This window comes from Caldibacillus sp. 210928-DFI.2.18, from assembly GCF_020554505.1.
In the GTDB taxonomy this organism is placed as follows: Bacteria; Bacillota; Bacilli; order Bacillales; family Caldibacillaceae; genus Caldifermentibacillus; species Caldifermentibacillus hisashii.
The window spans coordinates 1-13,206 of record NZ_JAJCHL010000085.1 but is presented as its reverse complement, the minus strand read 5'-3'; the positions used below and the strand labels follow the sequence as shown (position 1 = coordinate 13,206).

Here is a 13,206-nt window from a genome sequence, read left to right as displayed (position 1 = left end):
TAAGGCAACGGACTTTGACTCCGTGATGCGCTGGTTCGAATCCAGCTAGCCCAGCTGTGCGGAAGTAGTTCAGTGGTAGAACACCACCTTGCCAAGGTGGGGGTCGCGGGTTCGAATCCCGTCTTCCGCTTCAAATATGGCGGCATAGCCAAGTGGTAAGGCAGAGGTCTGCAAAACCTTTATCACCGGTTCGAATCCGGTTGCCGCCTCCAATTTTGCCGATGTGGCGGAACTGGCAGACGCGCACGACTCAAAATCGTGTTCCCAAAAGGAGTGTGGGTTCGACTCCCACCATCGGCACTGAAAACATTGCAAAATCAACACTTCTAACTGTTTTGTTAGGAGTGTTTTTTCTTTTTTTCTAACAATTTTTTAGCAAGTAATCGAGCGTGATTTAGTTTATTACCTAATAATATTATTACATATCTTAAAAGGCGTAAACTCCCCACAATTTTTCTCTAAAAAATAGACACTGGATTATTATTTTCTCCAATGTCTATATAACGTGTTTCCACAACTTTCCCGATTTAATTTTAGATATGATTGATATATCTACCCCGAATATTTTTGCTATTTCCGTTTGAGTATGTTCTTTCATTGATAACATTTGTTTAATTTGTTTTACATCATATTCATTTAATTTTGCTCGTGGAGTAAGCCCTTTTAGATGTTCAATTGAATTTAGCCCAGTTTTGATTGCATGACGATTATTTTCTTTTTGGGTAATTGCTTCAAGGTTAGCGATTCGATTGTCCGTTTTTACCCCGTTTTTATGATTAACAGTTAACCCAATTAAATTAACTCCAGCTGCTGTTAAAATAACCTCATGCACCCGATAACTTTTGTATTTTAATTTGATTGATAAGTACCCATTTTTAGTGAGCCATGCTTTCCTGTTCAAAATTAACCCACGTTCAACATCAATATTTAAAAGATCAATGTATTCCTTTAAATGTTCATATCGTTGTTTATTCATTTAATCTCACCCGTATGTTATATACAAAATTCCATGAGATTTTTAATTTCATTTAAAAAATATTTTATTTTGTATATAACAAGATAAACGAGTATTTGCATTTCCTCGGTTTTATATATCGTTTAATGTATTTCATCATGAAAAAATTAGAAACGTGTAGGAATTAAAGCTATAACGTCTGGCACGAATTTATGTATATATGAAAATAATTAGAGATTGAAATCACCAATGGAGGCAGTTATATAATGGAACTAACAAAGAAGGACCTTCCCACAAATGATTGAATTGGCAGTTCAATCGGGAAAGTCCATCCGCAACAAAATATATTGGTTTAGTTATAGTATATGATATGTTGCGAATGGTCTCAATCAAAATCTTATTGTATATTAATATTTTTTGATTGATGGGAAGTTCCTTCTGCCAAACAAATTTTGGAGGAGGAATTTTGTTATGCAATTTATAAAAATGAGTAACGGAAAAGATGGAAATGAAATACTAAAAAATGCTGGGGTTACTAATTTTGGGATATATTTAAAAGATTTAATGAAAGGCAAATACAAAAAGTTGAACAACAACCAACGAATGATCTATTTTGTGTTATTGGATAAAATTAAATTGTCTTCTGAAAGTTCATTAGATGTTTATAATCAAAAATCAAAGAACCCAAAAAAATATGTCGAAGGAAAGAAATTTTATGATGAAGGAACGGAAGAAGTATTTTGTAAAATATCATATTCCAAATTATCTGAAGAAGCGGGTTGTAGCATTAGCGCTGTTAGACGTGGAATTGAAGTGTTGGAAAATATCGGTTTAGTTAAAACAAAAAATATAAACGAAGGAACGGAAAATGAATATAAAATATATTATGTTGCTTTGCCTGAACCTGAAACAAAACAAACAACCAAGATAACCGCTTCAAAAACCGAACCTAAAAAACCGAACCGTAAAAAACCAATGAAAAAAGACCGTATTTTAAAGGTGAAAAAATATTGGAAAGATAACCCGTTCGCTACACGGTCGGAAGTTCGAAAACAATTTCCAAACATTCCAAAATCCACGTTTAGTGATTACATGAAAAAATTAAAAACGGAAGGCTTTTTTGATGAATTGGAAAAGATTAAAAATCGTATGAATGAACAAAACATTAATACAATCGAAATTCCAGATGACCCAGAATTAGATGATTTATTTGAATGATGATTATTTTAGCACCTTATATAACGGGTGCTTTTTTAGTTCGATTTTTAGGTGTGCCGATAAGAACAGGGGAGTTCGGGAAAAACCGAACCTATGCCGAAAAAGTTCGGTTTTTTATAAAAAGGTTCGGTTTTTGGTTCGGAAAAGCCAAAAAGAGCAACTAATAATACATAAATACTAAGAAAACCATAAAAAAACTAAAAAATAAATTCAGCCGCACCGGTTCGGTTTTTAATAGTGGTAGTTCTAAAAGACGATTAGATACGAATTACTGAAAAATTGTAGCTAAAGCTGCTTAAAAACCGAACTTTTAAAAACCGAACTTATAAAATCAATTCATGCAATCAATTAAACCTCGTTAGCATTCCCTCAATTAATCAAGTAGCAATCAATTTCCTCAAACGATAAAACAATTTGAATAAAAAACATCATTAAATGATTTAGAACACGTTAGAAACGAAATACTGCAATTTTAGCTAAAGCTGTTATTTACTCAATTATGCAGAGTTTTATTAGCGTTGGAAATATAAGCACCCAAAATAAATGGGTGTTTTTTGTTTATGTAACAAAATAAAAGAATTGATACATAACGAAATCTATTAGAAACGTGATAGGAACAACACTTAGCACGTTTTTAATAGTTTTGGGCAATCAAATATGTAACCTATCAAATATCAATGTAACATCATATGAAATAAATTCAGAATATTCCGTTAAAAACCTTGTTCTGGCATGGTGGGTTGATATAATGACCATGACTTATATAAGACCATTTCCCTTATTTCATTCAATTAACAATGAAAGGAGCGGAGCGGCTAAACAATGCGAAAAAAACGAGATCCACGAAAGCATTATCCAGTAAGCTATTGGAAATCAATGACTCAAACATCATTAAAAAACTTATTTAAAGCATTGGAAGAAGAAGCGAAGCGGGAAGTTGAAGAGAAACGTCAAATTGAAAAAATGATAAATGGGTGATGTTATATGGACAATAAAAAAACATTTCCAACTTGGGAAGATATAGAAACAATTATCAAAAATCATGGTAAATATATTGTTCTTACATCACGAATGAAAAACGGAAAATTAAAACCTTATCTTTTAGGTCCATACAAAACTAATGATGAAATCGAAAAACTTCAAAAAAATCACAATATATCCATTTTAAAAGTATTTGAATTAGCTTCAAAAGAACATGAACAAATATTGGAATATTTATCATCTGTTGAAAAACAATGAAAAACGAGGTGGAAATCAAATGATGAGTTGGTTTAAAATTGATGGATTTAAAAATCGTTTAATTTATTTTGATGAAGATACCGTAGTTATCGAAGTAATCACCCGAGATAAAGAGCATTGTTACAACATCATGATAGATAAACACAATCTACCAAAAATCGTTGAAGCGGGGTCTTCCGTTCATATCATGAACAACACTGGAAGATATCCGTATGCTTACCTCATATTTAAAAACGGTTTTGGGAAAAGAATAAAACTTGATAGATTTATCACAAATTGCCCGCTCGATAAGGTGGTAGACCATCTCGACTTCGATACTCTGAACAATCGTGAAAACAATTTAAAAGTATGTACGTTTGGAGATAATTCACATCGAAAAAGATTAACTGGAATTAGAGGAAGCAAATTTACAATAGCTAACAACAAAAGAACCCAAAAAAGCGGGTGATAACAAATGACTAAATATGAAATGAGACTGAACGACTACAACGAAAAATGGGAAATCTACCGAGTCTATCAAATTGACCAAGTTAAATACCGACATCATTATGGCTATTTTAAAACTTATAATGAAGCGAAAGAAAAAATCAATCAATTAAATGCAATTCATGAAGGACTAAAACAAGAGCAACAATCAAAATCAAAACATTCAAATTTAGCTGAACAAATAGGTCACAAAATAAGAGTTGATGTAAAGCAACATGGGTTATCCATTCGACAAATAGCTGATAAATACAACATTTCATCAAGAACAGCACGAAAGATAAGGAAAAAGGTAATTGAAGATGCCAATTAAATCTCCAAAAAAGTACCCATAAAAAATCATGGAAATGTTGATAGCTCAACAATTATCAATGGAAGGGGTGATATAAAATGCCAAAAAAGAATGATGATTTTATTTATTCCAAAGACATGAATTTAAAAACCAGAAATGATGTTAAAAAGGCATTATCCAGAGTTGTAAATGGATTAATGACTGGGAAACTAACAAATATATCAAGAGCAAAGACCATCATTTATGCTTGTGACGTATTATTAAAAGCATTCAAACATGATGATGAGTTTGCCCAATTCAAAGAACAAATGGAAATGGATAAGAAAATCTATGAATATGAGAAAAAGCTTATGGAAATTGAGGAATACCTACGAGAACGGGGGCTGTAGCATATGAGTTTGAAATCATTATTATCATTTGAACGAAAACTAAAACGGATTGAACGTGCAACCATTGAAGAGAACCAAGTTAATGTATCAGTATTTGCTTATTCTCCATCTGAATGGAATGTAAATACTCAATCATTTGAAGATGAAATCAATGCTGAATTAGGATTGGTAACTGCATTTAAGGGGTTTGAAAAATATAAGGAAATCATTGAAAAAGCGTCCAATTTACATGAAGCACGTTATTTAGCACGACAAAACAACATCAATCTTACAGTTAAACCGTTAACAGACCCTTTTGATGAATGGTAAATCAGCCAAAATTGTATGTTCCAAGAGGGGATAAGAACCTAAATCTATTAAAATATCACCTTTACGGGTGTTAAATATAAATCATGTAATCATTTAGGAGGTATTATTTCAATGCCACGAAAAACACGGAAGCAAATGCTTAAACCTAAATCAAGAAAACGTAAAAAGCGAAAGGAGAATGAAAATGACCCAAAAAGAAATGCTCGCTGATATTTTAGCGAAAACATTAAAGCCATATTTTGAACGATTAGAAAAAATTGAAAAGGAATTGGCACAATTAAAGTCCTCAAAAGGAGGTGAATAAATTGCCGAGAGAGCTGAAAAATGCAGACATTGACTTCGTTTCATATGTCGATAAACCAGCTAATAAACGAAAATTTTTAATGACCAAATCAAAGGAGGAATTACAAATGGATATTAAACAATTACAGAAGTTATTGGAAGATGCTATTAAACCATTGGAAGAAAGAATTGCACGAGTTGAAAAAGCTCATGGATTAAATCAATCTCAATCAATCGTAAAATCACAAAAACAATCAAATGAAGGTGGCGTATTTGATGACCTTTTCGAACCACGAAAAGCCAGCATTGAAAAGTTCAACCAAGAAACACAAATCTATCAATCATTAGATGACCGCCTTGGACTTCCAGAAGTTGTTGAAAAAGAGGAAGATGAAGACTTTGTAGCAGGACGTGATTTTACAGATGTTCACGGGGAAAGAACTTCCCAAAAAATTAATGGAAAGCACAGTTTTCTCGATTGGGATCCAAACAAAGAAGAAGATGAAAATGCACCAAAAAATTATTATTAAAGCGGTGTTATTTCAATGAATAACCATCGAACGCTTAATAAAATGAAATCACTAAAAGGTAACCATTCATTACAGTTGAAACATCAATTAGACCGTGGAAAATACAATCCACGAACTCGAACATGGGAACAACCTAAAGACCCGAAAGATGTTAAAAAAAGGAAATGCTTTTTAATCATGCCCATGATGGTTAAAAAGTAAAGTTATTATTGATTAGGGCTCAATAATAATGGTATCTCAAACAAAGGAAGTGGCAATAACAGCCGCTTCTTTTTTAGTTTTCAAATGTAACAAAACATGAAAATTGATACATTACCTATTAGAAATCGCATAGGAACAACATTCTTGATAATGATTGATTTATAAGATGTAACAAAATGAATGTTTAATCTACATATGAAGTAATAAAAAATCAGAATTTTCTGCAAAATAACCTTCACTTCCATTTTTAGATGATTTAATATCTAACCAACGATAAATATTACCTGATAATAAAACTAAATGGGAGATGATTTAAAATGATGAAAACAAAATTAACTGTGGTATCTAAAAATGCCAAAAACAAAAAGGAAATCACTATCATTGTGGACAACGAAAACAAAACTGCTTTCAACGAAACTACCCAAAAGGAAATCAAACTCGACTCAATCCGTAAAAATTATGAAATTATCGCAGAAGAACCTGTAATTGAAGAAAATGCTGTTGAAACAATCGAAGAAACAGCACCAGAAACAAATACTGACGATACTAACGAAGTTAAAAATGATGATGAAGTAAAACACGTTGAAAACGAAAAATCAAATGCTGACGAAACTAACAACGAAGAACAAAATGAAGCTGAAGCTGAAATGGAACCTTTCCCGTTCGATAATGTATCAGTGGAAAATGATGGACACGAAAAATTCGGTAAAATCAAAATTGTTTCATTTACTTACAATGGATATTCTGTCAGCTTTCACTTTTTCGCTGACAAAAACAACTGCCTAAAACTAATCAAACGTGGCGCAAAAGTTTGGGCAACGGGTGAAAATAAAATGGCGGCTAATACAACATCAATGAAAAAGGCATTAACTGAAATTGGTATTTTAGACGAAGATATGCAACGTGCAAAACAGACTTTATTGAAAATCAAAAATGGCGGGTTAAAATAATCCGCCTTCACTATATCAAACTATCAATAAACGGGAGGACGATAACATGGATAAGCCAATCATTGAACGAATTTCATACTATACTCGAAAAGTTGCGGAACGTGGTTCATTGCATCCATCTAAACCGATTCCCAATAACTACAAATATCGGGCGGAACGGTTGCTGAAATATAAAAATATGTTGAACGAACTCATTAGAAATCAAAAATAATGGGCAATCATGCTCATCATTGAACAATATTCAAAATTGGAGGAATTGAACATGAATAAATTATTCTCATTGTTACTGGATTATGGTTACTCAATCGAAAATGCTACAAAATTGGCAAAAGATAAAGAAGTAATCAAATTCATTGATTACCTAATTATTAGCGGAAAATACGAAATCATGGAAGATTTATTTGAAGACCCTAAGTTCCATGAAGGATTGGAATCACAATTAGAAAATCCAATAACATTTGCTGAAATGGTTGGGTAATTATGCTCAACCATTCACAATAAAAACGGGAGGAAATCACAATGAAACATATTTTATCTTTAATGGTTGAAAAGAAACAATTAGAAAATCAATATGGTTGGCAATCATGTTTTGATGTTCCAGAACAATACGACAAGATGGAAAATCTATCAGTTGAAATCATGAACAATCTAAAAGAATACGAGAAACACCATACAGATATTTTGGCAACTAATTTATATGATGTTTTGGACACGATTGCTTTTGAAATCGTAAATGGAAACATATCAGAAGAAGCTGAAGTTATGTTTTATACCCAAGATGAATATTTGGAAACTTATGTATTAGGCAATTTCAACGAAGAACAAATGGAAGTATTTGATAAATTATTTTATTACATGAACTCAGACGACCGAGCTGGGTGGTTGAAATCGAATTACATTAACAATGATCCAAACGAATACACAGATAACCTTGTGAACTTTGTTGTAGTTGTCATTGAATAACATTAGGAACGGTGTAGCTCGTTTGCTACGCCGTTTTCTTCATCAATCAATATAAATACATTCAAAACAATTAAAAACCGATAGCAACGAAATTTATTAAATTCTAAAATGGGAGATGATATATTATGGCAGTACAACCAATCAGAGAAAAGGATAAAATCGAACAAATGAAAACCGTATTAATGCACTCATCATATAGGGATTATTTTCTGTTTTGTTTTGGCATTAATACTGGGCTAAGGATAAGTGATATTTTGCCAATGAAAGTGAAAGATGTTAAAGGTAAAACTCATATCATTTTAAAGGAAACGAAAACACGAAAATCCAAACGGTTGAAGCTTACTCCAGTTGCTCAACGATTGGTAGAAGATTATGTTGAAGGATTGCATGATGAAGATTACCTATTTCCATCTAAAAAAGGTGAAAAACCAATTTCACGGGTACAAGCATATCGTGTTTTAAATGCAGCTGCTGAAAAAGTCGGAATAGGTGAAATCGGAACTCATACATTGAGGAAAACATTTGGTTTCCATTTTTATCAACAATATAAAGACGTTGTACTACTCCAAGAAATATTCAATCATTCAGCACCTTCCGTAACCTTACGATATATTGGAATAAATGATGATATTATGGATAAAGCCATTGATGGTTTTGGATTATAGAAATTTGATTGAGTATTGGATAATATTACCATATAATGAACTCGAGGTGGAAGTACATTATTAATACAATTTGCTAAAAGTTCGTCATTTACAGCAGAACACTCCTTTTTCTTATGGTTCGTCTTTTTCTTTACGGTTTGTTTAAACGGTTATTCTCGAGAAATGTGTCCATCATTATTGATGGGCTATTTTTTTTTATGCAAAAGAAAAAAGCACTTCCCAATATGGAAAGTGCAATTCAATGAGGAATTGATTTTAAAAGCAAGAAGACGCAAGAAGACATTAAAAAACCATTGCTGATTCAATTAGATTATATAATATTTATTTGCCAATTGTTAGAGATTAATTTGTATCATTTTATGAAAATCTACCATTTGAAATGTTACATATAAAACACGACAAAACAGCGAGAACTGTTAGAAACATTGAGCTAATCAAGTTTTTTAAAAGGCTAATCATGTATCAATTCTATCATTTTGTTACATAGCAAATGTAAAAATCCCCATTTTTATAGTACAATTAAATGAAGTATAATAATGGGGGGAACAAATAAATGACTTTAACAATCGAGCAAGAAATTCGAGAACTGGCAGACAGATATGCAACTCAATTAGAATTAAAAGTAAAAGAACGTGTAGAAGATATGAACCAAGATGATAAATCGCATTATTTGATTTATCGAGTGTTAAAAGTAACCCTTGAAGAAGGAGAATTAATTGATATTTACCAAAATAAAGGACGTTTCCTTTACAAATATGCTGGTTCATTCCTCGAAGAAGCGGCTACATTGTGTTTTGTTCATAAATTTGGAGAAAAAGCACAAAAGGTAAGAATACCTAATACTCGTGGACAAAGACCAAAAACTTTTGAAATTGATTGTTTAGTAGATAACAATGCTCATGAAATCAAATGGAGAGACGCAACAACTGACGGAGACCATATCACTAAAGAACATACCAGAATTAAAGTTATTAAAGATGCTGGTTATGTTCCTATTCGTGTTATGTTTTATTATCCAAATAGAGCACAAGCTATTAAAATCCAACAAACATTGGAAACATTATATGAGGGAGTAGACGGGTATTATTTCTATGGAGATTCCGCATGGGAATATGTTAAAAATACTACAGGGGTAGATTTAAAAGGTATCCTTACAAAGATAGCTGATGAAAACACGAAATAAGGAGGAATTATTAATAAATGACAATATTATTAGGCGACTGTTTAGAACATCTTAAGAATATACCAGAAAATAGTGTTGACCTAATTTATTTAGACCCGCCATTTTTTACACAAAGAAAACAAACTTTAAAAACACGAGATAACTCCAAAGAATATTCATTTGATGATAGCTGGGACTCAATCTCGGATTATGTTCAATTTATGAAAGATAGATTACAAGAGTGCCATAGAGTTTTGAAGAAAACTGGTTCTATATTCTTACACTGTGATAAATCTGCTTCCCACTATTTGAGGGTAGTATTGGATGAAATCTTCGGAATGGATAATTTTCAAAGTGAAATCATATGGACATATAGAAGATGGTCTAATTCTAAAAAAGGTTTATTGAATAATCATCAAAATATATATTTTTATAGCAAATCTAAATCATTCAAATTTAACACGATTTATACCGACTATTCACCAACAACTAATTTAGACCAAATATTGCAAGAACGAGTTAGAGATGAAAATGCAAAATCCAGATATAAAGTAGATGAAAATGGACAAGTTGTTTTGGGCAAAGAGAAAAAAGGTGTTCCATTATCAGATGTCTGGAATATACCGTTTTTAAACCCAAAAGCGAAAGAAAGAACTGGCTATCCAACTCAAAAACCTATTTTATTATTGGAACAAATAATTAAAATTGTAACTGATGAAGGAGATACCGTTTTAGATCCTTTTTGTGGTAGCGGAACGACTTTAGTAGCAGCTGATTTATTAAATAGGAATTATATCGGTATTGATATTTCAGAAGATGCAATCGAGCTTACAAAAAAACGTTTGAACAATCCAATAAAAACGACTTCTCATTTATTGAAAAAAGGTGAAAAAGAGTATATAACAAAAAATGAAACGGAAATGGCAATACTTAATAGTTTAAATGCTCTTCCGGTTCAAAGAAACAAAGGAATTGATGGATTTTTGCGAGAATATTACCGAGAAAAACCTGTCCCTGTAAAAATCCAAAAACCAGATGAAACATTTGAAGAAGCACTGAGTAATTTAATTTATGCAAGTAAAAAGCGTAATTGCATTTTAAAAGTTTTAATTAAAACAAAACACGAAGATAATTTAATGGACTTCATTACACATGAACAACCAGACGAAAATCTTATAGTGATAGATAGTTATGACTTAGTGATAAAAAATTGGATTAGATATAATGGGAATGTAGATGAATTTGTTACCCAATAAAAAAGGAGACGCCATTGTTTAGGCGTCTCTTTTGGTAACTATTTTCTTTTACGTTTGAATGATGATTTATTAGATAAACTCTCCACTATAGAAATATCATCAATATCTTTTCTTAAATCATTTCCAAATAAATTTACATAATGGTTAGTCATTGTTAATGTACTATGCCCGAGTAACCGTTGTAATCTTAGGGGGTCACCACCTTTTTTAATGTAATTTGAAGCAAACGTATGCCGAAATTTATGGATGGATGTTTCATACACTCCACGAGAAATATTATATTTTGCTATGGTTGATTGTATTGAGCGTGGTTTTAATTGTTCTCCTTTTTCATTAGGAAACAAAAAATCTGTATTTTTTAAGCCCCAAGTAACAATATATTTTTTAATGTTTTTAATCATTGTATTAGATATAGGTGAATAATTGATCTTTCGATTTTTATTGGTGTATAAAGTAACAATTCCATTTTCTAAATCAACGTCTTTTATTTTGATGTTTATTACAGTTGATAATCTATTTCCAGTATCTAATAAATAAGATACGAGCAACCAGTTTCTCCATTCTACAAAACCACATTTTTTGAAATCAGGTGGTGCTAAAAGCCTTTTTATTTCATCTTCCGTATATGGTTCTTTTCGTGGCTCATCAATTTTTATCAACTGAATTTTAAAATCATTGAAATAACCTTCATCCATGCACCAATAAAGGAAAGCACGAGTATGGCGGAGATAAGTATTTATTGTAGTGTCTTTGATGTTTAATTCAAATAACCAACGTTTGAAATTTTCCAAAACCGTTTTGTGTATGTCCGAGGGGGAGGTAAGACCCTCAAGCTCAATAAATTTGAAAAAATGGATAAGATTGTTGTCATAAGATTTTATTGTTTTGGGCGAAAGGTTTTTAGTCTTATTCTCCAACTGAAATTCATTGAATAAATCTTTAATAGTCCTCCATTCATTAGTACGTCTAAAGCGTGTTTTCCCCAATTTATTACATCTCCTTTTAATAAAATTTGATGTAATAAACATAATCAAGCATGAATTACTTGCAGAAAATCGAAGAAATTGAGGTTAGAGCTGTGATTTATCAATACTTTGTCCTCATAAGGTGGTGGGTGTTTGACTCAAAATCGTGTTCCCACAAGGAGTGTGGGTTCGACTCCCACCATCGGCACTCATAATATTATTGAAGAGGTTTAAACTACTTTAGTAAAGTTTAAACTTCTTTTTTTTATGCCTAATAGATGACTTGACTTCGAGTTGTGGATTTTAAGTCTCTATATTAAATGTGATGGTGTGGGGAAGGTTACTAAGATTTCCTGAAAACTATGTATGAAAGAATGAACAAGGAAGGGAAACATAGAGCCGTTTTTACTAGCCTATTTTCCTTCAAAAATTAGTTAAAAAGATACATAGACCATATGTTCGTATTTGTGTTATAATTATTTCAGCAATTAGTTTGGTAATCTCAAGGGTGGTCAGCATTACCCCGTAATGGAAGGGGGCGATGCCTATGATGACAACGTTTCAAGCTTTAACGCTAATGATCGCATTTGGCTGCTTGATAGTATCTGTCATATCTCTAATAAACAAAAAGTAATCCACCCTTGAGACCGTCAGCAACTTTAGGTGGATTACTACTTATTACGCTGATACCCTTCTTGTAGGGACCAACGATTGCTTCGACCGTGAGTGTTACCAGCACCCACGGTCTTTTTTAATATATGCTATTTATTATCTATATTATAACTGAATTTACTTAAACTGACAAATGGTGATCGAAAAATCGCTCACTAATGAAGAGGCTAAAATTTTTGCCTAAAAATAATTTGCTCATACTGTAATCTTTTTAAATAAACTCTTAAAAATCCCTCAAACTAATTAAATACTCATAAAAATAATTGTAATTTACTATTCCAAAAAATAAAAGAATTATTGACAAATTTTAAGGGTGCTTGTCATCTACTTATCAGTAAACTTAGAAGTTGGATGTGTTACAAAAGATATAGGGTATCTAAGTATAAAATCACCTGTTTGCCCTAAATCCTCTTCGCTTGGTCCTAAAAGTTTATTGACCACCTTGACCAAACATTGCGAGTGCACCAAATAATACAGCGCATATTCCGCACGTAAATTTTTTACATTTTTTATTTTTTTAAAGCTCTTCTTTGTAGAATTGAATGATTATCTAAACTATGGAGAAAACGAGGGAATTTTCATGTCAGATCAAATTTTAACCTTACATGTGGGTCCGTCTTAGCTTTTATCCAAACTGTGTGATGAAATAGAACTCGAAAAGACCATTAATGATTT

Annotated in this window: 19 protein-coding genes and 3 tRNA genes; 20 read left to right on the top strand and 2 right to left on the bottom strand. The window is 31.9% G+C overall.

Going from position 1 to position 13,206, the window contains the following annotated elements:
• The first annotated feature begins 58 nt into the window (after positions 1-58).
• From LIZ98_RS14500 to LIZ98_RS14490, 3 genes are all read left to right on the top strand, one after another.
• Positions 59-130 (top strand) — tRNA-Gly (locus LIZ98_RS14500).
• Positions 131-138: 8 nt separating this feature from the next.
• Positions 139-212 (top strand) — tRNA-Cys (locus LIZ98_RS14495).
• Between the two features lie 5 nt (positions 213-217).
• A tRNA-Leu gene (locus tag LIZ98_RS14490) sits at positions 218-300 on the top strand.
• A gap of 196 nt (positions 301-496) precedes the next feature.
• Here the strand turns inward: LIZ98_RS14490 and LIZ98_RS14485 are convergent.
• Complete coding sequence (locus tag LIZ98_RS14485) at positions 497-976, bottom strand: HNH endonuclease (protein WP_227139998.1); 480 nt, start codon at positions 974-976, stop codon at positions 497-499.
• A 450-nt stretch (positions 977-1,426) separates the two neighbouring features.
• On the opposite strand from LIZ98_RS14485, the gene LIZ98_RS14480 reads away from it, so the two are divergent.
• The 16 genes from LIZ98_RS14480 to LIZ98_RS14405 all read left to right on the top strand — a co-directional run bounded on the left by LIZ98_RS14480 (position 1,427) and on the right by LIZ98_RS14405 (position 10,894).
• The gene (locus tag LIZ98_RS14480; protein ID WP_227139997.1) at positions 1,427-2,173 is read left to right on the top strand and encodes a hypothetical protein; all 747 of its coding nucleotides are present in this window, start codon (positions 1,427-1,429) and stop codon (positions 2,171-2,173) included.
• An 822-nt stretch (positions 2,174-2,995) separates the two neighbouring features.
• Positions 2,996-3,151 carry a hypothetical protein gene (locus tag LIZ98_RS14475; RefSeq protein ID WP_227139996.1) on the top strand — a complete coding sequence of 52 codons (156 nt, stop codon included), beginning with the start codon at positions 2,996-2,998 and terminating at the stop codon, positions 3,149-3,151.
• A gap of 6 nt (positions 3,152-3,157) precedes the next feature.
• Positions 3,158-3,412 (top strand): hypothetical protein, encoded by a 255-nt coding sequence (locus tag LIZ98_RS14470; RefSeq protein ID WP_227139995.1) that lies wholly within the window; start codon positions 3,158-3,160, stop codon positions 3,410-3,412.
• 22 nt (positions 3,413-3,434) lie between these two features.
• Positions 3,435-3,860 carry a hypothetical protein gene (locus LIZ98_RS14465; protein WP_227139994.1) on the top strand — a complete coding sequence of 142 codons (426 nt, stop codon included), beginning with the start codon at positions 3,435-3,437 and terminating at the stop codon, positions 3,858-3,860.
• Positions 3,861-3,866: 6 nt separating this feature from the next.
• Positions 3,867-4,208: a helix-turn-helix domain-containing protein gene (locus LIZ98_RS14460; protein WP_227139993.1), complete on the top strand. Its 342-nt coding sequence runs from the start codon at positions 3,867-3,869 to the stop codon at positions 4,206-4,208.
• Between the two features lie 77 nt (positions 4,209-4,285).
• Positions 4,286-4,576 (top strand): hypothetical protein, encoded by a 291-nt coding sequence (locus LIZ98_RS14455; RefSeq protein ID WP_227139992.1) that lies wholly within the window; start codon positions 4,286-4,288, stop codon positions 4,574-4,576.
• 3 nt (positions 4,577-4,579) lie between these two features.
• Complete coding sequence (locus LIZ98_RS14450) at positions 4,580-4,885, top strand: hypothetical protein (RefSeq protein ID WP_227139991.1); 306 nt, start codon at positions 4,580-4,582, stop codon at positions 4,883-4,885.
• A gap of 305 nt (positions 4,886-5,190) precedes the next feature.
• On the top strand, positions 5,191-5,697 hold the full coding sequence (locus LIZ98_RS18220) for a hypothetical protein (RefSeq protein ID WP_227139990.1): 507 nt from the start codon (positions 5,191-5,193) through the stop codon (positions 5,695-5,697).
• A gap of 15 nt (positions 5,698-5,712) precedes the next feature.
• Positions 5,713-5,898, top strand: coding sequence for a hypothetical protein (locus LIZ98_RS14440; protein WP_227139989.1), 186 nt, complete (start codon positions 5,713-5,715; stop codon positions 5,896-5,898).
• A 317-nt stretch (positions 5,899-6,215) separates the two neighbouring features.
• A complete protein-coding gene (locus LIZ98_RS14435) occupies positions 6,216-6,848 on the top strand; it encodes a hypothetical protein (protein WP_227139988.1) in 633 nt (210 codons plus the stop codon).
• A 46-nt stretch (positions 6,849-6,894) separates the two neighbouring features.
• Positions 6,895-7,059, top strand: a complete 165-nt coding sequence (locus LIZ98_RS14430; protein ID WP_227139987.1) for a hypothetical protein — start codon at positions 6,895-6,897, stop codon at positions 7,057-7,059.
• Positions 7,060-7,110: 51 nt separating this feature from the next.
• Entirely contained in the window at positions 7,111-7,326 is a 216-nt protein-coding gene (locus LIZ98_RS14425; RefSeq protein WP_227139986.1) for a hypothetical protein, read from the top strand.
• Between the two features lie 41 nt (positions 7,327-7,367).
• Positions 7,368-7,811, top strand: coding sequence for a hypothetical protein (locus tag LIZ98_RS14420; protein ID WP_227139985.1), 444 nt, complete (start codon positions 7,368-7,370; stop codon positions 7,809-7,811).
• 122 nt (positions 7,812-7,933) lie between these two features.
• Positions 7,934-8,476: a site-specific integrase gene (locus tag LIZ98_RS14415; protein ID WP_227139999.1), complete on the top strand. Its 543-nt coding sequence runs from the start codon at positions 7,934-7,936 to the stop codon at positions 8,474-8,476.
• A gap of 553 nt (positions 8,477-9,029) precedes the next feature.
• Complete coding sequence (locus LIZ98_RS14410) at positions 9,030-9,659, top strand: ApaLI family restriction endonuclease (protein WP_227139984.1); 630 nt, start codon at positions 9,030-9,032, stop codon at positions 9,657-9,659.
• 17 nt (positions 9,660-9,676) lie between these two features.
• The gene (locus tag LIZ98_RS14405) at positions 9,677-10,894 is read left to right on the top strand and encodes a DNA-methyltransferase (RefSeq protein WP_227139983.1); all 1,218 of its coding nucleotides are present in this window, start codon (positions 9,677-9,679) and stop codon (positions 10,892-10,894) included.
• 38 nt (positions 10,895-10,932) lie between these two features.
• Here the strand turns inward: LIZ98_RS14405 and LIZ98_RS14400 are convergent, their stop codons facing one another.
• Positions 10,933-11,880 (bottom strand): tyrosine-type recombinase/integrase, encoded by a 948-nt coding sequence (locus LIZ98_RS14400; protein ID WP_227139982.1) that lies wholly within the window; start codon positions 11,878-11,880, stop codon positions 10,933-10,935.
• A gap of 520 nt (positions 11,881-12,400) precedes the next feature.
• On the opposite strand from LIZ98_RS14400, the gene LIZ98_RS18215 reads away from it, so the two are divergent.
• Positions 12,401-12,493 carry a putative holin-like toxin gene (locus tag LIZ98_RS18215; protein ID WP_363549875.1) on the top strand — a complete coding sequence of 31 codons (93 nt, stop codon included), beginning with the start codon at positions 12,401-12,403 and terminating at the stop codon, positions 12,491-12,493.
• The last annotated feature ends 713 nt before the right edge of the window (positions 12,494-13,206 follow it).